The 20,660-nt window shown below is 50.0% G+C and carries 20 protein-coding genes and 1 pseudogene; 12 read left to right on the forward strand and 9 right to left on the reverse strand.

From position 1 onward, the window contains the following. Positions 1-410 precede the first annotated feature (410 nt). Entirely contained in the window at positions 411-3,923 is a 3,513-nt protein-coding gene (locus NOC_RS08530; protein ID WP_011330701.1) for an FAD-dependent oxidoreductase, read from the forward strand. A 64-nt stretch (positions 3,924-3,987) separates the two neighbouring features. On the opposite strand, the gene NOC_RS08535 is transcribed toward NOC_RS08530, so the two are convergent. Next, complete coding sequence (locus NOC_RS08535; protein ID WP_002808608.1) at positions 3,988-4,797, reverse strand: hypothetical protein; 810 nt, start codon at positions 4,795-4,797, stop codon at positions 3,988-3,990. A 71-nt stretch (positions 4,798-4,868) separates the two neighbouring features. On the opposite strand from NOC_RS08535, the gene NOC_RS08540 reads away from it, so the two are divergent. Beyond that, positions 4,869-6,512, forward strand: a complete 1,644-nt coding sequence (locus NOC_RS08540) for a MutS-related protein (RefSeq protein ID WP_011330702.1) — start codon at positions 4,869-4,871, stop codon at positions 6,510-6,512. Between the two features lie 69 nt (positions 6,513-6,581). Here NOC_RS08540 and NOC_RS08545 read toward each other — a convergent pair whose 3' ends face one another. After that, complete coding sequence (locus NOC_RS08545) at positions 6,582-7,247, reverse strand: FAD-binding oxidoreductase (RefSeq protein ID WP_002809922.1); 666 nt, start codon at positions 7,245-7,247, stop codon at positions 6,582-6,584. 313 nt (positions 7,248-7,560) lie between these two features. On the opposite strand from NOC_RS08545, the gene NOC_RS08550 reads away from it, so the two are divergent. The 8 genes and pseudogenes from NOC_RS08550 to NOC_RS08590 all read left to right on the forward strand — a co-directional run. Continuing rightward, positions 7,561-8,652: an RNA-guided endonuclease InsQ/TnpB family protein gene (locus NOC_RS08550; RefSeq protein ID WP_011330703.1), complete on the forward strand. Its 1,092-nt coding sequence runs from the start codon at positions 7,561-7,563 to the stop codon at positions 8,650-8,652. 285 nt (positions 8,653-8,937) lie between these two features. After that, on the forward strand, positions 8,938-9,303 hold the full coding sequence (locus NOC_RS08560) for a hypothetical protein (protein WP_011330704.1): 366 nt from the start codon (positions 8,938-8,940) through the stop codon (positions 9,301-9,303). A gap of 212 nt (positions 9,304-9,515) precedes the next feature. Beyond that, entirely contained in the window at positions 9,516-10,073 is a 558-nt protein-coding gene (locus tag NOC_RS08565; RefSeq protein WP_002809942.1) for a DUF421 domain-containing protein, read from the forward strand. A gap of 360 nt (positions 10,074-10,433) precedes the next feature. After that, on the forward strand, positions 10,434-11,078 hold the full coding sequence (locus NOC_RS08570) for a hypothetical protein (protein ID WP_002808571.1): 645 nt from the start codon (positions 10,434-10,436) through the stop codon (positions 11,076-11,078). Then, positions 11,078-11,533, forward strand: coding sequence for a phage holin family protein (locus NOC_RS08575; protein ID WP_002809508.1), 456 nt, complete (start codon positions 11,078-11,080; stop codon positions 11,531-11,533). Before NOC_RS08570 ends, NOC_RS08575 begins: the two co-directional genes overlap by 1 nt. Continuing rightward, positions 11,520-12,503, forward strand: coding sequence for a DUF3618 domain-containing protein (locus tag NOC_RS08580; protein WP_002809720.1), 984 nt, complete (start codon positions 11,520-11,522; stop codon positions 12,501-12,503). The genes NOC_RS08575 and NOC_RS08580 overlap by 14 nt, the downstream gene beginning before the upstream one ends. Positions 12,504-12,761: 258 nt before the next feature. Then, positions 12,762-13,067 (forward strand): IS630 transposase-related protein, encoded by a 306-nt coding sequence (locus NOC_RS16870; protein WP_081430965.1) that lies wholly within the window; start codon positions 12,762-12,764, stop codon positions 13,065-13,067. A 187-nt stretch (positions 13,068-13,254) separates the two neighbouring features. Then, positions 13,255-13,596: pseudogene (locus NOC_RS08590) on the forward strand (transposase); the annotation flags it as partial. Positions 13,597-13,744: 148 nt separating this feature from the next. Here the strand turns inward: NOC_RS08590 and NOC_RS08595 are convergent. After that, positions 13,745-13,912: a CopG family transcriptional regulator gene (locus tag NOC_RS08595; protein ID WP_306420271.1), complete on the reverse strand. Its 168-nt coding sequence runs from the start codon at positions 13,910-13,912 to the stop codon at positions 13,745-13,747. Between the two features lie 25 nt (positions 13,913-13,937). Between NOC_RS08595 and NOC_RS08600 the strand changes: the two genes are divergently transcribed. Together NOC_RS08600 and NOC_RS08605 are read left to right on the forward strand one after the other, a co-directional pair. Continuing rightward, positions 13,938-15,092, forward strand: coding sequence for an RNA-guided endonuclease InsQ/TnpB family protein (locus NOC_RS08600; RefSeq protein ID WP_036497533.1), 1,155 nt, complete (start codon positions 13,938-13,940; stop codon positions 15,090-15,092). Positions 15,093-15,756: 664 nt separating this feature from the next. Further along, positions 15,757-16,110, forward strand: a complete 354-nt coding sequence (locus NOC_RS08605; RefSeq protein WP_244859937.1) for a DUF2141 domain-containing protein — start codon at positions 15,757-15,759, stop codon at positions 16,108-16,110. Between the two features lie 44 nt (positions 16,111-16,154). On the opposite strand, the gene ttcA is transcribed toward NOC_RS08605, so the two are convergent. From ttcA to NOC_RS08630, 6 genes are all read right to left on the reverse strand, one after another. Further along, complete coding sequence (gene ttcA, locus NOC_RS08610; protein WP_002811142.1) at positions 16,155-17,069, reverse strand: tRNA 2-thiocytidine(32) synthetase TtcA; 915 nt, start codon at positions 17,067-17,069, stop codon at positions 16,155-16,157. Between the two features lie 98 nt (positions 17,070-17,167). Next, on the reverse strand, positions 17,168-17,311 hold the full coding sequence (locus tag NOC_RS17430) for a hypothetical protein (RefSeq protein ID WP_002810274.1): 144 nt from the start codon (positions 17,309-17,311) through the stop codon (positions 17,168-17,170). A gap of 20 nt (positions 17,312-17,331) precedes the next feature. Further along, positions 17,332-17,829 carry an IS630 family transposase gene (locus tag NOC_RS08615; protein WP_011330422.1) on the reverse strand — a complete coding sequence of 166 codons (498 nt, stop codon included), beginning with the start codon at positions 17,827-17,829 and terminating at the stop codon, positions 17,332-17,334. Between the two features lies 1 nt (position 17,830). Beyond that, positions 17,831-18,163 carry an IS630 transposase-related protein gene (locus tag NOC_RS08620; protein ID WP_011330421.1) on the reverse strand — a complete coding sequence of 111 codons (333 nt, stop codon included), beginning with the start codon at positions 18,161-18,163 and terminating at the stop codon, positions 17,831-17,833. Between the two features lie 40 nt (positions 18,164-18,203). Further along, the gene (gene rlmM / locus NOC_RS08625; protein ID WP_002808849.1) at positions 18,204-19,136 is read right to left on the reverse strand and encodes a 23S rRNA (cytidine(2498)-2'-O)-methyltransferase RlmM; all 933 of its coding nucleotides are present in this window, start codon (positions 19,134-19,136) and stop codon (positions 18,204-18,206) included. A gap of 29 nt (positions 19,137-19,165) precedes the next feature. Beyond that, entirely contained in the window at positions 19,166-20,587 is a 1,422-nt protein-coding gene (locus tag NOC_RS08630; RefSeq protein ID WP_002809884.1) for a sodium/proline symporter, read from the reverse strand. Positions 20,588-20,660: the final 73 nt, after the last annotated feature.

Raw genomic sequence — 20,660 nt, forward strand, 5'->3', positions numbered from 1 at the left:
CCTGGTTTCATTTTTGTTATCCGCTCGCCCGTTGTTACGAAATCACCACTCTATTTCGATGCCTTAAATACATGCTCTGTATCTTTTTTTATTCGTTGCTGTCCACTAGCGTGTTAAGTCTAAAGTAGAGTTTTTACAGACGGCCGGGATCTGAGTGGTGTTTAAAATACTTTTAAAGTGTATTCAAGCAATTTCTACTAAGTTTCTTCCTATTGCTGTTTAGTTTGGTGTTGGTGTAAGCCTAATTAATCCTTATCCCGTAATTATATCCTTTCCCGCAGGTTTATAATCATGGTGGGTATTTTAGATCTGAGCAAGGTAAACTAGTCGTTTTAAAGTAGTTATTAAGTAACTAAGCGTGTTTGGACGAAGTAATTTTTTTATCGGTTTTTGCTAGGATGAGAGGAAGAATGGCAGCAGACAATGCACCGACTCTTGAAGGTACTGCCTTCTCCGAGCTATTTCAGGTCGCTGGACTGGAAGTTCTGGATAAACAGTTTTTGAATTTATTAAAGCGTGAGGATTCTGAGCTTTATCAACACCTCGCCCGTTACCGTCAGGCTCCAGAGCCCTTGCCGCCAGTGGCGGAAAGTAAATTACTTTTGGCCTTGGCCCCTCATCTGGAAGATTTTTTAGCAAGTTTCTTTGGCATTGAAGAGCCATTAGCCGTTAGCCGCAGTGCCACCTTGAGCCATGATCCGGTGATGGCTTTTAAAAAGGAATGGGTGCTGCGCCGGGGGCGCCGCTACCGGAAACCTATCGAGCAGCCTTTCTCTGCCCTGGATCGATGGTTGAGCGGGCAGCTTCAGAAAGCTGGATTGGCGGAGTTTGATCGGGAAGGAGCGGTTGCCCAATGGGCTCAGCGTTTGTTGCAGGACCAGGAAAATAATGGGGAGGCTATCGAGGCTTTAACCCAATGGTGCGCTTTGGCGTTGACTGATCCGGAGGGACGGCAGGCGGTAGCCAGTTGGACCAGTTTTCATTTGCCGCGAAAAGTGGATCATGCCCGCCTCGTTCCTTTAGAGCACCGGGAAGAAGATTCGCTCCAGCGCCTCCAGGCCGATCCCGCTACCTTTCGACGCCGCGATGGATTTAAGCTCACCGATCCACGCATGCCGGCGCGGGCGGTGCAGGGAGAGGTTCACTATTGTATCTATTGCCATGAGCATGATGGTGATTTCTGCTCCAAGGGTTTTCCGGAAAAAAAGGATCAACCCGAATTGGGGTTTAAGACCGATCCGCTAGGCGTCATTCTGACCGGTTGCCCGGTTGAGGAAAAAATCTCTGAGATGCATGCTCTGAAGCGGGAGGGACGCACCATCGCTGCTTTGGCCGTTGCCATGGTGGACAACCCCATGGTGCCGGCCACGGGGCATCGGATTTGTAATGATTGTATGAAGTCCTGTATCTATCAGAAACAGGACCCTGTCGATATTCCCCAAATAGAAACCCGAGTGCTGACGGATGTTTTGGATTTACCCTGGGGGGTGGAGATCTATGATCTGCTCACCCGTTGGAATCCTTTGCGCCAGCGGCAGTTTCTCCCTCAACCTTACAACGGCCATAAGGTGTTGGTGGTGGGGATGGGGCCCGCGGGTTTCACCATGGTCCACCATTTGACCATGGAAGGATGCACCGTCGTGGGCATTGATGGGCTCAAGATGGAACCTTTGCCCGAATCCCTTGTGAAACAGCCTATTCGGGACTGGTCCACCCTTAGAGAGTCCTTGGATGAGCGTATTTTGCTAGGATTTGGCGGAGTTGCCGAGTATGGCATTACCGTGCGTTGGGATAAGAACTTTTTGAAACTCATCTATCTCAGTTTGCTTCGGCGCCCCTTGTTCCAGGCTTTCGGAGGGGTGCGCTTGGGGGGAACCCTGACCTTGGAGGATGCCTGGCAATTAGGATTTGATCATGCTTGCATCGCCACCGGCGCTGGCTTGCCACGGGTCATTCCCATGGGTAATAGTCTGGCCCGGGGGATGCGTCAGGCGAGCGATTTTCTGATGGCGCTGCAGCTCACCGGTGCTGGCAAAGAAAATAGCTTGGCCAATCTGCAAGTTCGGCTACCCGCCGTGGTCATTGGTGGTGGTTTGACGGCCATTGATACCGCCACGGAGGTGCAAGCCTATTATATTAAGCAAGTGGAGAAGATCCTCACGCGCTATGAGAAGTTGGCGGCAGCCCGGGGCGAGGAGCAGGTGCGGGCGGGTCTTGGTGAGGAAGATGAGGCAATTCTAGAAGAATTTTTAACCCATGGCCGTTTGGTCAGGGCTGAGCGGCAACGGGCTGCCCAGGCAGGAGAAGCGCCCGATTTTATCCCTCTTTTGCATGCCTGGGGCGGTGTTACTCTAGCTTACCGCAAGGGACTGAATGCCTCGCCTGCTTATCAGCGCAACCATGAGGAGGTGATTCAGGCCATGGAGGAAGGGTTGTATTATGCGGAGGGCCTGGAACCCTTACGGGCAGAGCTGGATAAGTATGACCATGTGGCGGCGCTGGTGTGCCGACGCATGAAACAGGAGGAGGGCCGCTGGCTGGGAACCCGGGAGGAAGTCACTTTGCCCGCCCGCGCCGTGTTCATTGCTGCGGGTACCAAGCCTAATACCATTTATGAGCATGAGCATTCCGGTAGTCTTGAATTAGAAGCCGATCATTTTCTGCCCCATGTGGAGCATGCTGAGGGTTTGCAGCCGGTGCAGGTGGCCGAGCACTGTAAATCAGAGGAATTTGGTCCCTTTACTTCTTACCAGCAGGACCATCGGATGGTCACTTTTGTCGGCGATACCCATCCGGTGTTTCAAGGCAGCGTGGTTAAGGCGATTGCCTCAAGCAAGCGTAGCTATCCTCAGGTAATGGCCGCCCTGGCACTGCGCCCGCCTGGAAATAAAGATGATTATAGTATCTTTCAGGCGCAGATAGCCGATTTACTCACGCCGCGAGTGAGTCAAGTTAACTGTAGTAATCCTGCGGTAGTGGAAGTTTGGGTGCGGGCGCCCCTTGCCGCCCGCAATTTTCGCCCTGGCCAATTCTTCCGCCTGCAAAGCTTTGAGTCCACTAGCCCCGAGATAGAAGGAACTCGTCTGCAAATACCCTTGCTGACTGTGAGCGGCACGGGGGTTAAGGACGATCAGATCCGGTTAATGGTGCTGCAATGGGGGGTTGGACCCCGCTTGGTGGGACGTTTGCAGCCAGGCGATCCCCTGGTGCTCATGGGGCCAACGGGCGCACCTACCGACATTCCCCAGGGAGAGACGGTGCTAGTGGTCGCGGGCCGCTGGGGAGCGGCAGTGATGTTGGATATTGGTCCCGCCTTGCGGGCGGCGGGCAACCGGGTCCTCTATGTGGCCGCTTTTGGTTCGGCCTCTGAGCTAGATCATCAGGATGAACTTGAAATGGCTGCTGATCAGATCATCTGGTGTACCGCACGGGAGCCTAAAATTACTCCCCGCCGGCCTCAGGATCTGAGCGTGGTGGAAACAGACATGGTGGCGTTGCTACAGCGTTACGGCGCTAGCGAGTTAGGAACTCATGACGGTGGCCGATATCTTTCCCTGGCGGCAGTGAATCGGTTTCTGGTGATGGGTTCCACCGGTCTATTGCGGGGCTTTCAAGGGGCTTTAAAAGAGCGCCTGAAAGAAGTTTTCCGTCCTGATCTCAAAGCCATTGGCATGGTGGGGAGTCCGATGCAGTGTATGCTAAAGGGCGTTTGCGCCCAGTGCTTGCAGTGGCAGATTGATCCAGAAACGGGAAAGCGTACCCGTGCGGTTTTTTCCTGTGCCGAGCAAGAGCAACCTTTATCGTGGATTGATATCGATAATCTGGTGGCTCGCCAGACTCAGAACCGTCTCCCGGATAGGCTGGCCGCCCAGTGGCTGGATTATATCCTTTCCCAAGAAAGCCCCAAGACAAGAAATAATTAGCGAATAAGGGGCGGTAAAAGGCCCTGGTTAAGGCAGCTTACCACCTTAACCAGGGCCTGTTTAGTTAGAAGGCCATTGTAACGATATGGCTTTTTTCCCCCAGTTTGAGCCCAAGGCGTAATGCTTTGGCGGAATGGGCTTCCTCCTTGCCGGGAAAGAAGAGATAGCCATAGGCAAGCTCGCCGGGGCGGATGCGCTCGTTGCGCAGGGACTCTCGAAGCAAGTCTTGACGAATCTGTTGATCGAGCTCGCCATGACGTTTGGTGCCGCCATAGAGCGCGCCGGCGGCGGCGCCCGCGGCTGCTCCCTTGGCGGTAATTTCACCGATATTTTGCCCGGTAACGATTCCAATCGCCATGCCGGCCAAGGCGCCTGCGGCGCCAAGAAGCGCGGCGGGCTTGCTGGCCCCTTTTGCCGTCTCTCCCAATTCCACATGACTGCGGACTCGTTGGTAGGCTTGCTCGGCTGTTAGTAAAGGCCAAGCCTGGCCTTGATCGTCAACGAGAAAAGTCTGATCCGCTCTTACCCTGGCTGCCAGCGGGCTTTGGTTGTCGATAACAAAACGGATGGGAAATAGCCCAGCACCGCGGATATCAAAGCCAAAGGCTTGATTGGCTTCCTTGTTGTTAGCGAAGGCCCGGGCAACCACTTTGGCGCCATCAACATCCACATGGTCGGATTGAGCTTCGGGAAAAGGGACGGGCGCTACCCGCTCCCCATAAGTAGCACAGGCAAGCAGGGTAAAGAGTAGCCCTAACAGGAGCGTTAGACGGCCTCCAACGGCCAAAATTTGGTCTGGAGTTCCTGTCTTTGCCATCGGGGAGTGGGATGTTTTCGGATTAGAGGATTGACAGCCATAAACATCATTGAACATAGTGCTTTCCTAACTAAATGATAGAGACATGATTAAAAGAAAGATTCACGAATTACCGTTTGGAGTGATTGATGAGTAGTTCCTTGAAAGAATACCTAAGAGAAATGATACATGGAATATACCCGCCTATTTTGCAAGGAAGTGAGGCTGCGCCATCGCCCCATTCAACGCAACCGTCCCGTGTTGGAGAAGGGGTGATTGATGAATCCACCTTCCAGGTGATAGAAGCGGATAGGCTTTTCGATGCGATAAATACCGCCCATACAGTGATAGGCCAGGCCGTGCTTTATCGCTCTTTGGCCCAGCCGTTAGCTGACATAAAAATCATCAAGGCCAAGCAAGAAGCATTACAGGAGCTGGCGTCGAACCCTAGCCTTCGGGAAAAAATAGAATCATTGACAAAAAAAGCTTCTAAACGGGAAAAGTCATTTTACCGTTTACTTTTTAGTAAATTTACCGGTTTTTTTGGCAGTTCGAGAGGGGATACTGAAATTGAGGGATATGGCTATGCTACTTATGAAAGGGGAACAACTTTTATGCTCGAACTGGTTAAGGATGCAAGGACTTTGCCTGCGCCAGAGAGTAATTATCTCAGAATTCTAATTGATGATCTCAAGGGGTTCGGCGCTACTAAAATTCATTCTTTGATGAAAGGACCCGTTTATTTAACAGAGAGTGGAATTAGGACGAGAGAAGAAAAAAAATGGTTTATTCCTGCTGTAAAATTCAGGCCAACTTTGTTTAAACCACTTTTTATACTGGCAGTATTGCTGGGAATTGTTGCGCTCTTTATGTATGGGCCTATGGTGCTGGGTATCTCTTTTTCTTCCTCGCCCATACTGATACTTTTTCTCCTGCCAGCCCTCATATTTTATATGCCTATGGTGGGTACATTTGACCGTGACAGTTGCATCTATCCTTTGCAGAAACGCTACCAAGAATCGGAAGACGTACATACTGCGCTGGAAGCTTTGGGAAAGTTGGATGAATTGCTTGCCTTTCATCATTATGGGAAATCGTTTGGTAGCCCTACAGTACTGCCACGAGTTATTGCGGCAAAAAATCATACCCTGATACTCAGGGAGGCGAAAAATCCTATCCTGGGTAAGGATAACCCTAATTATGTTCCCAATGATATTGACCTGGATGGCCAAAAGCTCACCTTTATTAGCGGTCCCAATAGCGGCGGCAAAACGGCCTTTTGCAAAACAATCGCTCAAATTCAATTGCTCTCCCAAGTAGGCTGTTATGTGCCCGCGGAAGATGCTGAAATTTCTGTTGCTGATCGTGTTTTTTACCAAGTCCCTGAAATTAGCTCCTTGGAAGATGTAGAAGGGCGGTTTGGAAAAGAACTTAAGAGAACCAAGGATATGTTTTTAATGACGAGCCCAGAGAGCTTGATAATTTTAGATGAATTATCGGAAGGGACGACTCACGCAGAAAAATTGGAGACCTCTTTCCATGTACTCAACGGGTTTTATCGAATAGGAAATAATACGCTTTTAGTGACCCATAACCATGAGCTGGCGGAACGATTTAAAGAAAATAAAATAGGTCAGTATTTTCAGGTTCAGTTTATAGGAGAAGGACCCACCTACAAAATTATTGAAGGGATATCAAAAGTAAGCCATGCGGATAGAGTCGCCAGAAAAATAGGATTTGGGAAGGAAGATATAGAAAGGTATTTAAAGGAAAAGGGGTTTGTTAGCGGGTAGATAGAAGAAGTAGGGCGCTAGTAATTCTTTAGCTACTAGCGCCATAACTTATTATGGGTCGCCTGGTATTTATTTTTCAAACACCAACGCATTAGGGTTAGCGCCAAGTTCAACCAAAGCATTATTGATATCTTTTGTAAACTGGGGCGGGCCGCACGTGTAAAACTGCTGATTAAAGTCAGCGATATTTTGTTGCAAAAATTCTCCGGTAATCAATTGATCGTCGTAGCCTGGAGCGCTGGTTTCGGTACAGGTCAAAATACATTTTTCATTAAAGTAATGACGGAATTCCTTTTCGCAAATAATATCTGCTGGCGTTTTGTTGGAAAAGATCAAGGTGTGATTGGCGAGTTTATCTTGGTGGGAGAGCTGGCGAATGATAGCCATAAAGGGAGTGATTCCGGCTCCGCCGGCGATAAAAACTCCCGTTCCCTGATAGGTAATGGTGCCGAAGGGATCTGACATGAGTAGTTCTTCGCCTGGCAGCAAAGTATGCAGTTTTTCGGTTACACCGTGGTGGTCGGAATATCTCTTGATAGTGAATTCCAGCACTTTATCTTCCCCGAGGGAGGTGGGGGTAAAGGGCCGCCCCTGGTCTTTCCACTCGGGTTGATTAATAGCCAACTCAACACCTTGGCCAGGTTGGTAGTCAAAGCCGGGTGGCCGGCTCACGATAAAGCGCTTGACATCATGCGTAACGAATTCCGCCATTAATAAAGTCACGGTATAAGTCATAGATAGTCCCCCCTGTTATATATCGACATAATTGTTGATCCCTATCAAATATAGGCCAAGAAGCCTCTCAGGTCCACGTTTATCAATCCCCGCCCAAGAGCCCTTCCTTCAGGGAGGGGATGTAGGGCGGTTCTGTTGCTCAATGTCGCGCTTAATTAAATCCTTGATGTACTCGGCAAGCGAAATGCCCTTCTTTTCAGCTTCTCGTTGCGCCGATTCTTTGAGCCATTTTGGGAGCACCATTTCATATCTAATTTGGTTTGCCATCATCGTGCGCTTGATTTACGTAAAATATTACGTAATATTAGCACCTATGAGCACGGTAGTCAAAACACTCAAAGTCCGCGTCAAAGACAATAAAGCCAACGCCTTAAACCGCATGGCTTTTGAGGTCAATCAGGTCTGGAATAACGCCAACGAAATAACGGCGGAGTACTCCAGTGTGCCTATGCCTGGGTTTGGCTATCTGCGTAGTAACTTCTCCGCCTACGATCTGCACCCCTTTCAGAAAAGATACCGAAAAGAGCGCGGACTTAATATTACGGCCCAAACGGTGCAGGAAGTGACTGAGGCCCACGCCAAAGCCCGTAGACAGTTCAAAAAAGATAAGCTGCGCTGGCGTGTTTCTGGTGGTCCGCGTCGTTCTCTAGGATGGGTGCCTTTCAAAAAGGGCGCGGCTAAATGGAAAAATGGCTGCCTTTATTTTGCTGGGCACTATTTTAAGGTCTGGGATAGCTACGGACTATCCAAGTACGAGTTCCGCTCCGGTTCTTTCTCTCAAGATGCTAGGGGACGCTGGTATTTCAATATTGCCGTTAGCGTCCCTGTGGAGAAAACGACGGCGACCAAAGCAGTAGGTATGGACCTGGGTTTAAAGGATACCGCCACTTGTAGTAACGGTTTCAAACTGGAAGCGCACCGTTTCTACCGGAATGGAGAAGCGCAACTTGGAAAAGCGCAACGCGCTAACAAGAAAAAACGGGTAAAGGCTATCCATGCCAAGATCAAAAATAGGCGTTTAGATTCTATTCATAAATTCACAACCCAAGTGGTTCGTGAAAACGCATTTATCGTTGTGGGTAATCTCAGCAGTTCCGGCCTTGCTAAAACCAAAATGGCCAAATCTGTTTTGGATGCAGGCTGGTTCATGCTGAAAACGATGATTGAGTACAAGTCCAAAAGGACGCAATCGGAGTTCATAGAAGTCAACGAAGCGTACACTACCCAAGCCTGTTCGTGCTGTGGTTGTATCAGCGGCAGCAGTCCGAGAGGTAGGGCGGGACTTGGAATAAGAGAATGGTCATGCTCTGAGTGTGGAGCGCATCACGATAGAGACGTGAATGCAGCCATGAACATTCTCGCGGCGGGGCATCGCCGTCTCGCAGGAGGAATCCCCGTCCTTTAGGGCGGGGAGGATGTCAAGAGAAATCTGCCACGTTGCAGGTGCTCTTTTCTGGTAAGTCTCGAATTTAAAGAGGATGCCCTGCTCCAGGGGACTATTAGGACCACTCGTCATTAATATCCAGTGGGAAATTGAAATCGCCCGCCAAGCCGCGCTCGGCGTGGTAGGAGAAGCGAGGCGATGCTCTAGGTTTTGAGTGGTTGGTGTTCGATGTTTTAACTATCTCGAAGTATCTCATTTTTCTGGTTGCGGCGATGCTGATTGCCCCTTTCGCTGGGCCTGCCATGAATGCAGCATTGGCCAGCGACTGGCCACTTCCATCTAATTCGGCGCAGCCTTGGCCGTTATATCCTCGGGCTGATAGTGACTGCCGGGGTCGCGGCGTTTCTCACTTGGATCTTCCGGTTGAGCGCAGCAACAAGTTTGATGGTGGAGGCGAATGCTCGTTTTACCCGGACTAATATTCCTGGGCAAAACTCACTCCTTGCCCTTGTCTATGTCCAACCCATCAAAACAATTATCCTTTCGGACGCTAATGAAGCCAAACTTAAACGGTACCTTGCCCATCAGATACAGCAACACCTTCTGAAGGCCGGTTTCAATGTCACGCCTCTCGTTTCGGTGACAGTCCTTAAGCCACCCGAGGGAAACTAATTCATCGTAAGTATTAGCTGTCGCTTGGCGAGTCAAAGTGAAAAAATGGGTATTAATTTAAAAGGCAGGTGCTATAGTTAACTCTATACAATGCCTTCATAAAATATGCTACTGCTATTACCAGCAATGGATATTGGTGTTTGTTAATGAGGATGATTTATAAAACTTACTAAGTTGTAAAATTTACTCAAATTGAGGCGGGAGAATTTATTATGTTTTTTGATGACTGGTCTGGAATAGGGCGGGTTTTAATGGCCACGTTGGTTGCCTATGGGGCTTTGATTTTTTTGCTTCGCCTTTCTGGTAAAAGAACGCTTGCTAAAATGACCGCCTTTGATTTTGTGGTTACCATTGCCATTGGCTCTGTGCTAGCTAATATTGCTTTATCAAAAAGCACCCCTTTCATGGAAGGAATGACAGCCTTGGTGGTGCTGATAGGCGCGCAATATCTAATTTCATCCATGTGTATCAAATCCAAAAAAATAGAACATTTAGTTAAGCCGCAACCGGCTTTGTTGTTGTATCAAGGACAGTTTCTGCAGGAGACGATGCGCAGTGAACGGGTAACGGAAGCGGATATACTGCTAGCCCTTCGTCAGCGGGGGCATTCCTCAGTTAAGGATGTGGAAGCGGTGATCCTAGAACCTGATGGAAGCTTCAATGCCGTAATAAATGAAACGCTTCCAGCTTCTGAATCGGCGCTTAGAAATGTGCATAATTATCGTCCTCAAGATCATGAAGTGACCTCTGAATCTTTCTCACAATATTAGCGGGTAGAATTTATATAATTATTTCAGCAATTAAATATCCTCATGATTTATGAAAAACAGGATATAGAAATTATACTTTAAATTAATATCTAATGATGTTTGATGGGCAGCGTTGCAGCCCAACTCTGCGTAATTGTAAAAATTACAAAATTTCCCCTCTTTTTGCATCCCCTTCTTTTTTCGTTTTGTAAATATAAATGAGTTGAGTTTTAAGTATTTCTGCGAAATAAATATTTCGGTATGAGTAGTGCTAGATTTTTAAAATATCTTAACTATATTTAATTCTAAATAACGAACAAATTAGGATTGATGGCTTTGTTCTATATTTCAAATTTTAAGAAGTAATGAAGGAGATCCACGATGGATAAAACTTACTCAAACTCAAGCGGCCATTCCCCCGAGACGGGGATTAAGGACCAAGCACGGCAAGAAGCACACCGTCTTGCAGATAAAGCCAAGGAGCAGGGCCGGGATCTATTGGCTGATCGTAAAAGGGCCACAGCGGATGAAATCGGAAGCGTAGCGGAAGCTCTGAGTAAAACGGCCCAAGAAATGTATCAGCAAGAGCACCCCCCCCTGATCACGCCCTATGCTGAGCAGGCAGCTAATAGTCTTAAGAGATTCTCTAATACACTGCGGGAGCGTGATCTTAGCGTTTTGGCTAGGCAAACGGAAAATTTTGCTCGCCGCCAGCCGGGAGTCTTCCTAGGGGGTGCAGTGGTAGCCGGTTTCCTGTTAGCCCGCTTTTTTAAAAGCTCGGAGCTTCATAGCGAGTATGATTACGCTCAGCCTTCTAGCGGTGGCCTATCTACAAGCAATTCGGGGGCCACGGAGAGCTCTTTTGCTTCATCCAGTACTGGCTCCACCACAGTTCCCCCGGCAACACCACCACCTTACAGCACCGCTATGCCTGCATCTTCTGCTGGTGCTAGACCTATGGGCGGTGCGTCCACGTCCACTACAGAAACCACTCCCGCCAACACTCAACCTAAAGGAGAGCTCTGATGTCAGCCTATGATCCCCATACCCCGCCGGAAAACCGCTCTATTATCTCGCTTCTCTCAGAGTTAACTCAGGAAGTGACCACGTTAGTTCGGCAAGAGCTGGAGCTCGCCAAGGCCGAGGCATCTGAAAAGGTATCCCAGGTCGGTTCAGGGATAGGCGCTGTGGTGGCGGGTGGCGCGGTTGCGTTTGGCGGCTTTCTGGTGCTTCTGCAAGCCCTGGTTTACGGCCTTGCCGATATTCTAGGTGAAGGCAACATCTCTCCGCTGTGGATAGCTTCCCTGATTGTGGGGGTAGTAGTCCTGCTTATTGGCTATGGTTTACTTAAAAAGGGGCAAAGCGATCTTAAGGCTAAACATTTAGTGCCTCGTCGGACGACCCGATCCCTGCGGAAGGATAAAAATATGGTGAAAGAAGAAGTTCGTGGAAACAGGAGCAGATACGATGAAACATACTGAGTATCCCTATCAGGAAAAATCTTATGAAGATAAATCTCCCGCTGAAATTGAGGCGGAGATAGAGCAAACGCGCGCTGACATGAATAACACGTTGCATGCGCTTGAGCGGAGATTTTCTCCTGGCCAGTTAATGGATCAAACCCTAAGTTATTTTCGTGGGGCGGGGGAGGAAACCAATGAGTTTGCCACTAACCTAGGCCGGAATATTAAGGACAACCCTATACCTGTGGCTTTGCTGGGTATTGGTCTGGGATGGCTAATGATGGGCGGTTCCGAGAGATCGGACCATCGCTACAGTCGAATCTACCGCCATTCCACTGATAGGCCGGCGAGAAGACCCATTGTAACCCCTTCCGGGGAGCCGGCAACGGCTACCGCTACCTCGCAATCGGCCGGTAGTTATAGGGATCAGGCACGCCAAACCGCCCATGAGGCGCGAGAGCGGGCTGGAGGTATGGCCCACGCGGCGAAAGAGAAAATTTCAGAGACCGCTCAGCGGACTCGGGAGCAAACAAAGCATGCTGCCGATGAGGCTAGGGAAAAAATGGGAGACGTTACCGAGGCAGCCCGTTACCAAGCTCAACGGGCCAAGCGCGGGTTTACCTACCTGCTCCAGGAGCATCCATTGGTGTTGGGTAGTATCGGGATTGCCCTAGGAGCGGCCTTAGGCGCTGGTTTGCCCCCGACTCGGAAAGAAGATGAGTGGATGGGCCGAGAACGGGATGAACTGCTGGCACGTGCTGAAGCTACAGGTAGGGAGCAGCTTCATAAAGTCGAACAGGTGGCTGAAACAGCCCAGGCGGCGGCCCGGGAAGAGGCTAAGCGGCAAAATCTGACCCCCGAAGCAGGTAAGGAGGAGTTGGAGAAAGTAAAGCACAAAGCGGAGCGGGTAGCTGAAGCAGCTCGGGGCGCTGCTAAAAAGGAGGTTAAACGGCAGGATCTGGGTTCCTCGCCGCATTCTCAGTCTTAACAGTCTGTTTCAATAAGGTCCGCCGCTCTTAAAATTTACAGATGGGCGGCGGATCGATTTTTATTCCGCAATGTTTTAATAGGACATTTTCATCTTAGCCTCTCAGGAGAAAGTAGGGTGGTTGGAGCGAGCACCGCATATGCTGAGCAACATGCCCACCGGGGCGGTTCAGCCACGCGCCCCCGGGAAATCCCCTGTGATTGATCGTGGGGAACTATAGTCATTTGAATTAAGAATCGATCATGTTATAGTTTTGGGATGACTTATTCCTTAGACCTTCGTCATCGTGTTGTGTCCTTCATCGAAGAAGGCGGAAGCCAGAGAGAGGCGCAACGCTTGTTTAAAATATCCCGCAATACGATTTACCGCTGGCGCACGAGCGAAGACCTTCGCCCGAAAGTTCATGGTTCGCGTCAACGCAAGCTGGACAAGTCTGCATTGAAACGCCACGTGCAAGATCACCCTGATGCAAAGCTTTGTGAACGAGCCGTTCATTTTGGAGTCCACACAAGCGCCATTTGGTACGCACTTCGTTCCATGAACATCGTAAAAAAAAGCGCGTAGATATTCCCAGAGATGTAATAGGCAAAGGGCTGCGTATCTTGCCCGCTTGCGCGGCTTCTTTAAAAGCCACGGCAAAGAAAACATCGTTTACTTTGATGAGAGCGGGTTTGAGAAATACGCCTATTGTCCGCATGGCTGGGCGCCGCGCGGGCAAAAAGTATAGGGCGATGTATCGGGCAATAACCGAAAAGATGTTAATCTGATTATGGCGCAGCGCCGGGATGAATGGCTCGCGCCTGTTGTTTTTAACGGCTCGTGCAACACGGCTTTGGTCAATACATGGATTAAGGATTTTTTGCTTAAAGAGCTGAAAAATCCCAGTGTGATCGTGATGGATAATGCGCGGTTCCACAAAAAATCAGACATACGGAATATCCTTGAGAAAGCAGGCCACCTCTTGCTTCCGCTACCCAAATACTCCCCTGATTTTAATCCCATTGAGCACTCCTTTGCCCTTCTCAAAAAACGAAGGCAATTCTCCGGTAAAAATATCGAAAAACTTCTAATGTCACAAAATTATTTAGAATGACTATAGATGTAGCCGATTCAGCCACGCGCCCCCGGGAAATCCCCGCCAAGGGATGGGGCGATGTGCTGCTTCGCGTTGAAGGAATACAGGGATGTATGACGACCCCCTAGCCGAATTGCGAAGCGCAGCGGCGCATCGAGCGCGAGGGCTAAGTGGCTTTGCGTTTCGCCATGAATTCGCGTTTCACGGCTTCCAAAAGCAACGTTTCTACTAAATTCGATAGCGGTCTGTTTTGCTTTTTCGCTAGCTCCACAAGGGTTGCTCGAAGCTCGGCGTTGATTCGTAAACTGAGTACTTGCTTGCGCATTGCTGTCATGTATACCTCGTTGTATCATGTATACATGATAACGCAACGCGCTTACAAATTCAGGTTCTACCCAACACCTACGCAGAAGCGGCAATTGGCCCTTGAGTTTGGCCATGCCCGCTTTGTGTGGAATTGGGCCTTGGAAACCCGAACGAAGGCGTATCAAGAGCGCGGCGAGCGGCTGAATAATATCGGGCTTAGCCGCCAACTGACGGCGCTGAAAAAGGCCGAGTATCCCTGGCTGAGCGAAGCGACCGCCGGTTGCCATACCCAAAAGCTGCGGGACCAGGACACGGCCTTTAAAAACTTCTTTGCGGGCCGGGCGAAATATCCCCGCTTTAAGCGCCGCCACCACACCCAATCGGTACGCTATCAACTCGATCAACGCCATGTGGCCAGGAATTTCAACGCCGAAAGCCAACGGCTGAGACTGCCTAAGCTCGAAGCGTTGAAACTCAAGTGGTCCCGTGATATCGAGGGTATTCCCAAAATGGTGACGGTGAGTAAAGACCCCGCTGGGCACTATTTTGTCAGCATGGCCTGTGAGGTGACTATCGTTCCCTTGCCTGCCAGAAGGAATGCCCTTGGCGTGGATGTGGGCGTGAAGGATATCGCCATCACCTCCGAGGGTTGGAAGTCCGGCGCGCCTAAATACACTGACCGCTATGCTCGGCAATTGAAAAGGGCGCAGCGCCGTCTGAGCAAGCGGCAAAAGGGATCGGGCAGGCGCTATCAACAACGCCAGCGCGTGGCCCGTATACATGCTCGGATCAAGGATAGCCGCCGGGATTTTCTGCACCAAATCTCCTCCAAGCTCATCAACGAGAACCAAGTGATTTGCCTGGAGGATTTGCATATCAAAGGAATGTTGAGAAATCGCCGCTTGAGCAAAGCCATCGCCGATTGCGGCCTGTATGAACTGCGGCGGCAAATTGAATATAAAGCGGCGTGGACTGGCCGTGATGTGTTGATCGTGGATAGATGGGCGCCGACGAGTAAAACCTGCTCGGCCTGTGGCACGGTGCAAGAGTCCATGGCGCTGAAAGTGCGCGCATGGACTTGTGGCTGTGGCGCTAGCCACGATAGGGACATCAACGCGGCCAAAAATGTGTTGTTTTTCGGTACGGCGGGGAGCGCCGGAACCTCGAAAGCGCGTGGAGCGGTAAAACCCCCAAGGGCCGTGGCCTAGCCACCGTCCGAGGACCGCGAGGAAACGCGAATTAGTCAGGCTAGCCAGGTGAGGATGGACCGAACCGCAGCTAGTCATGGCGAAACTCCAATACCGATGAAAAGTGACTTAAGATTAGCAGATCCTAATTTAAAAAAGATGATTAAAGCAGGGTGTATCCATAAACTCATTCACGGGAAGAGGACTGCCGACTTTAGACGGCAGGGGAATTCGCCTCCTCCCGTAAGTTGCGTTAGAATGATGAGTGTTTCCGGAAGAAGACACCCCGCCGCACTAGAAGACGGGCAAGCCGTCCATTTAAGCTGACGGTTTATGACAGATATGATTCTCCCCGGCAGAAAATGGACGAGGGTTTTTCTTTTCTCAAGCATGTGAGGAGAAGGGAGATCGTTTTGCTAATTGAGAGCCAAGAATTATTCAATAGCGGCGTGTTCTGGTAGTATATTACCCTATAAAAATATCAGAGCAGCTCCCTCACTCATTTAAAGGCAGAGTGGCTCGGATTATGGTCCCCCCTTTCGGATCGATCCCCGTAATTATCCCTTCCCTGATTTTAATTTTATTCCCTATGTTTTTTAAGCCTTTCAGAATTATTTTTTTTGCCACGGGTATTATTTTATGCTTTTACCCGGTAATTGCAGGATCGGGCGAAGGAAATACGATTGTGATAAAAGTTACGGGAATTGAACCAGTGGAAGGACAGGTGCAAATAGCCCTCTATAATGCTCCAGAGCGATGGCTAGAGGAATCCTTTGCCCATGCCACCATAGAAGTGAAAGGCCGGGAAGCCGAGTGGAGAGTAGAGGGCATTCCTGATGGAGCGTATGCAGTTGCGACTTTTCATGATCGCAATGGAAATGGCAAAGCGGATCGTAATTGGCTCGGCATACCTAAAGAAGCCTATGGCTTTTCAAATAATGTGAAGGCGGTTTTTAAGCCGCCTCAATGGAATAGGGTTAAATTTATCGTGGCGCGCCCGGTTACAGCAATTAGCATTGAGCTCGGTTACTGGAATTAAGAAATAGGAGCAGGGGATAATTTCTTTAGAAGGATAGCCAGGCCCTACTTAAATTGCAGTACCCGTATTTTGCTTCCATGGAACGGCGGAGATTTCTCTTGGGATTCCAAAAAAACTTCCTCATCAAAAGCTTTATCGCCCTCTGGAAAAGGTGACTCCTGCTTTTGCAGCCCTTGGAAATTATAGAGGGTAGAGTCGGCCAGATGGGAAGGTTTGACATTTTGTAAAGCCCGGAACATCGTCTCCAAGCGACCAGGAAATTGTTTGTCCCAGGCTTTCATCATTGCTTTGATGGCTTGGCGTTGGAGGTTGGCTTGGGAGCCGCAGAGATTGCAAGGGATAATAGGAAAAGCTTTCAGGTGAGCGTAGGTTTCCAGATCTTTTTCCCGGCAATAGGCCAGAGGGCGGATCACGATATGTCTGCCATTATCGCTAAGCAATTTTGGTGGCATCCCCTTAAGGGTTCCCCCATGGAACATATTCAGAAAAAAAGTTTCGAGGATATCATCCCGGTGATGGCCCAAGGCAATTTTAGTGGCCCCCAACTCCTCGGCCGTTCCATATAAGATACCCCGCCGCAGGCGGGAGCAGAGAGAACAGGTTGTTTTACCCTCTGGAATGACCCGCTTAACGACGCTATAGGTATCCTGCTCTACAATCCGGTAAGACACTCCTAGCGATTCCAGGTAGTGGGGAAGCACATGCTCGGGAAATCCCGGTTGTTTTTGGTCAAGATTAACGGCTATCAGATCAAACTTGACGGGGGCATGTTTTTGCAGGCTGAGTAGTATATCTAGCAGAGCATAGCTATCCTTTCCCCCGGATAGGCAGACCATGAGCCGATCTCCATCTTCGATCATATTGAAAGTCTCAATGGCCTGGCCCACCAGACGGCGCAGTCTTTTCTGGAGTTTGTTAGCGTTATATTGCGCTTTGCGGGACTGTTTGTTCACCAGCATCACCTTATTTTATTTCGAGGATGAGAGATTGTGTGCAAATTGGGGCAGGCATTTTATCTTGCTACTATGGAGAGAGTCACCAACTAAAGCTAAAACAGCTAGCTTAAACGTAGATAACCGGTGACTTCCTCCCGATCATGGTAGAGCTGCTTGAAGGTAAGCTCACAGGAAATTCCCGCCGTCTCTAGTTTCTCGGTTATCAAAAGCGCACATTGCTGCACTTCTTGATAACGCTTTTTCATAGGTATAGCTAAATCTATAATTACTGATACGCTGCAACGATATTCTCAAGGGTTTCATGTTCGTTGTATTCTCTGATTTTTTTGATATTTCCGAAGTCTTTTTCTATGGGGTTAAAGTCAGGGGAATAAGGGGGGAGGAATAAAATTCCCGCCCCTGTTTTTTTGATGATTTCACGTGAAGAAACGGCTTTGTGGAACGGAGCATTATCCATGATGACAATGTGGTTGCTGTTGAGCAAGGGGCAAAGCTCTTTTTCCAGCCATGCATTGAACACAGCCGTGTTACAGGTTCCCTCAAATAGAAACGGCGCTTCAAAGCCTTCATCCATACGGGCGGCCAATAAAGAGGTTCGCGGTCTGCGATGACCGGAGATCAGACCATAAACACGCCGCCCCTTTGGAGCGTAAGCGTAACGACGGGAAACCTCCGGCTCAAAACCGCTTTCATCAAGATAGACAAATCTTTTGCCGCGGCGGCGATAGCGTTCACGAAGGCGAAGAAAGCTCTTTCTTTTCATATTACAGCGCTGCGTGTACCCCGTCATTTTTTTTACGGGTTAACCCCATTTTGTGCATCGCATGCCAAATACAGTAATACGAAACGCCAAAATGCCGGGCGCGTTCTTTATAGGTGAGAGCAGCCTTGTCTTCCACATGGACCCGTAAAGCCTCCCAGTCCAGCTTGTGTGAACGGCGAGGGCCGGGACGCTCGTAACACAGCGCATCATCCTGCGACAACCAGCGATAAATGCTCGCGCGGCCTACCTGAAATCTCCGGGCCGCTTCCGCCTTGCTTCCACCGCCCCTTACAAAATCGATTACTCGTTTGCGCAAATCAATTGAACATCTCATCACAACAGTATGAATGAATATAACACAAATGTCTCAATATTTATAAATTTAGATATAGTTTCAGGTTAAAGATACATTGCCGGCACCACTTGTTAGCAAGCCATTTAGCCGCAAGTTGGGCTACCCGGCGCGGTTTTTCTACTATATCGCAGACCATCCAGTCTGCAAAATGTCGGGGTGTGTAATGGAACGCATCCGTTTGCCGGTGGTCCACGAGGCCGGATTCCAATAATGAAGGCGCGATTGCTCCATTGTCCACTGCCGTGACGCGGATTCCCCGGCGCACCATCTGCCAGGTCCAGCCTCCTGGGGCCGCTCCCAAGTCCACCGCCTTCATGCCGGGCTGGAGCCATTTTCGCCGCTGGTCCGGTGTTAAAAAGACCTGCCAGGCTTCCTCTAATTTCAGGGTGGCGCGGCTTGGGGCGTTGGCTGGATGCTTCAAGCGGGGAATGCCCATGAACCAAGGCGATGAATGGTGAGGGAAGGAAATGCCAGGATAGGCGGCAACCGAGCTTAGGAAAAAAATATGTGCCCGGGGGGCGGACAGATTTTTGCCATTCAATTTTCCCCGTTGCTCCAGGGTTTTGCGCAAAGGCTTGGAAAATTTGCGGCAAAAAGTTAATAATGCTTTGGCTTCATTGGTATCGGCGGTTTCTACCCAGAGTTCGGAGAACCGGTTAGCCTGGCTTTCCAGGGCAGCCATAAGGGGGGTGATCCGATCGGTCACGGGTAAATCCTTCAACAGGCCAGGGGAAATGAAAAGCTGGCGAGGGAAAATCAAATCAAGGGATCCTATCTGTTGGGCGAATCGCTCCGCTATATCCGCTTCATAGAGGGTAAATGCAATATAGCCGCTGCCGGGTTTAGCTCGGGCATGGCCCGCTAAGCCCTGTTGAATCACCCGCTCCTGCAGTTCAGCCGCGCATTCCCCTTCAAAACCAGCCCGGCAATAGGCGATCAGGCACTCTTCCATTTTCCTACATAAATAGTTGCTTTCAGTCTCTATGATCTTACCAAGCTTCTAGCGACTTTTCCGAACAGTCGCAGCATGCCAAAAGCCAGTAGGCCCGCCAGAATGCCGGGCATCCCTTCGTAGAGGGCGTGATGGAAGCCCAGCCAGCGCCAGACTATGGCCACGCCGAGGCCCGCTCCTAAAATGATTAAGGCCTGCCGGTCCGTGGGCTGGCCGCCGAGAGTGTAAATCAATAATAAAGGCACAAAAGCTGATGCCAGGAAGGAGAGAGACAAAATCACCAACGTAAACACGCTTTCGTTGCTGCTCAAAGCAATGGCTAAGGCTAGGGCCGTTACCACGACCGTGGCCAGCTTTATCTTGCCCATATTCTCAAATTGGTGGGGCAGTAAATCATGGGTAAGGGCCGCTGAACAAGATAATATCAAGGAATCCGCCGTGGACATGGTGGCTGCAAAAATACCGGCCAGGATCAATCCTACCAGCATATCAGGTAATAGTTGCAGGGCCATGGTGGGCAGGGCCAGTTCCGGGTCAAAGTTCTGTGCTTCTGGTAAATACACCCGGGAGAGCATGCCCACGCCTGTGGCCAACAGGTAGAATAGGGTATACCAGAGATAATAATAGAGCCGCGCCCGGGCCATATGGCTAGGATTATCCAGGGCCATAAAACGGATCATGATGTGGGGCTGGCCCACCACGGAAAAACCACCAAAAAACCAGCCCAGAGCAAAAAAGGCAAGCCCCGCCATCCCTGGAATCAGCGTATCTGCGGGGGACCAGTCCAGAAAGCCTTTGATTTTACCCATTTCTCCCCAGGCGCCTTGCGGGCCCCCCAAAGCCATGACGGCCGCGTAAAGCAAGGTCAGCATGGCGCCGAACATGACAAAGGATTGGGCGGCATCCGTCCAGATGGAAGCACGGATGCCGCCGGCAAAGCAATAACCCACTACTAGCACCGCGCCGATCACTGCGCCCGCGTAGAAAGGCCAGTCGAATAATACATGCAGGGCCTTACTGCCAGCATTTAGCTGAGCTGCCGCGTAGATACCCAGAAAAATGACCGTGAGAAGGCCTGCTATTCGCCGCAGTCCCGCCAATTCGGCGCCATACCACTGACTCAGCACGCCCCCATAGGTGACCTCGCCGGTGCGAACCGTGGCTTCCCGCAGATGCCGATGCACCAATTGGGAGGCGATAAAGTCCCCCAGAATCCAGCCGATCACCAGCCATAGCGACGCCAAACCGGTCAGATAGGTGTAACCGATAACCCCGATAAACATGTAGCCGCTGTTGTTAGTGGCGACCGCCGATAAACCCACTAGCCAAGGTTTTACCGAATTGTTGGCCATATAGTAATCATGGCGGGTGCCTTGGGACTTGCGTGCCGACAACAAACCAACTCCCGCAAAAATCGCTAAAAAGAATAAAAAATTGAGGACGATGATCATGGGGCTATTCCTAAAATTAAAATAATTAACCTTGAAGGAGTACAGGGATATACGAGGAGCCCCTAGCGAGAAT

The organism is Nitrosococcus oceani ATCC 19707 (genome assembly GCF_000012805.1).
GTDB lineage: Bacteria > Pseudomonadota > Gammaproteobacteria > Nitrosococcales > Nitrosococcaceae > Nitrosococcus > Nitrosococcus oceani.

Bases quoted from the DNA above. Each gene is read 5' to 3' on its own strand.
- NOC_RS08530 (WP_011330701.1), top strand. From the start codon at position 411: ATGGCAGCAGACAATGCACCGACTCTTGAAGGTACTGCCTTCTCCGAG.
- NOC_RS08535 (WP_002808608.1), bottom strand. From the start codon at position 4,797: ATGTTCAATGATGTTTATGGCTGTCAATCCTCTAATCCGAAAACATCC.
- NOC_RS08540 (WP_011330702.1), top strand. From the start codon at position 4,869: ATGAGTAGTTCCTTGAAAGAATACCTAAGAGAAATGATACATGGAATA.
- NOC_RS08545 (WP_002809922.1), bottom strand. From the start codon at position 7,247: ATGACTTATACCGTGACTTTATTAATGGCGGAATTCGTTACGCATGAT.
- NOC_RS08550 (WP_011330703.1), top strand. From the start codon at position 7,561: ATGAGCACGGTAGTCAAAACACTCAAAGTCCGCGTCAAAGACAATAAA.
- NOC_RS08560 (WP_011330704.1), top strand. From the start codon at position 8,938: ATGCAGCATTGGCCAGCGACTGGCCACTTCCATCTAATTCGGCGCAGC.
- NOC_RS08565 (WP_002809942.1), top strand. From the start codon at position 9,516: ATGTTTTTTGATGACTGGTCTGGAATAGGGCGGGTTTTAATGGCCACG.
- NOC_RS08570 (WP_002808571.1), top strand. From the start codon at position 10,434: ATGGATAAAACTTACTCAAACTCAAGCGGCCATTCCCCCGAGACGGGG.
- NOC_RS08575 (WP_002809508.1), top strand. From the start codon at position 11,078: ATGTCAGCCTATGATCCCCATACCCCGCCGGAAAACCGCTCTATTATC.
- NOC_RS08580 (WP_002809720.1), top strand. From the start codon at position 11,520: ATGAAACATACTGAGTATCCCTATCAGGAAAAATCTTATGAAGATAAA.
- NOC_RS16870 (WP_081430965.1), top strand. From the start codon at position 12,762: ATGACTTATTCCTTAGACCTTCGTCATCGTGTTGTGTCCTTCATCGAA.
- NOC_RS08595 (WP_306420271.1), bottom strand. From the start codon at position 13,912: ATGACAGCAATGCGCAAGCAAGTACTCAGTTTACGAATCAACGCCGAG.
- NOC_RS08600 (WP_036497533.1), top strand. From the start codon at position 13,938: ATGATAACGCAACGCGCTTACAAATTCAGGTTCTACCCAACACCTACG.
- ttcA (WP_002811142.1), bottom strand. From the start codon at position 17,069: ATGCTGGTGAACAAACAGTCCCGCAAAGCGCAATATAACGCTAACAAA.
- NOC_RS17430 (WP_002810274.1), bottom strand. From the start codon at position 17,311: ATGAAAAAGCGTTATCAAGAAGTGCAGCAATGTGCGCTTTTGATAACC.
- NOC_RS08615 (WP_011330422.1), bottom strand. From the start codon at position 17,829: ATGAAAAGAAAGAGCTTTCTTCGCCTTCGTGAACGCTATCGCCGCCGC.
- NOC_RS08620 (WP_011330421.1), bottom strand. From the start codon at position 18,163: ATGAGATGTTCAATTGATTTGCGCAAACGAGTAATCGATTTTGTAAGG.
- rlmM (WP_002808849.1), bottom strand. From the start codon at position 19,136: ATGGAAGAGTGCCTGATCGCCTATTGCCGGGCTGGTTTTGAAGGGGAA.
- NOC_RS08630 (WP_002809884.1), bottom strand. From the start codon at position 20,587: ATGATCATCGTCCTCAATTTTTTATTCTTTTTAGCGATTTTTGCGGGA.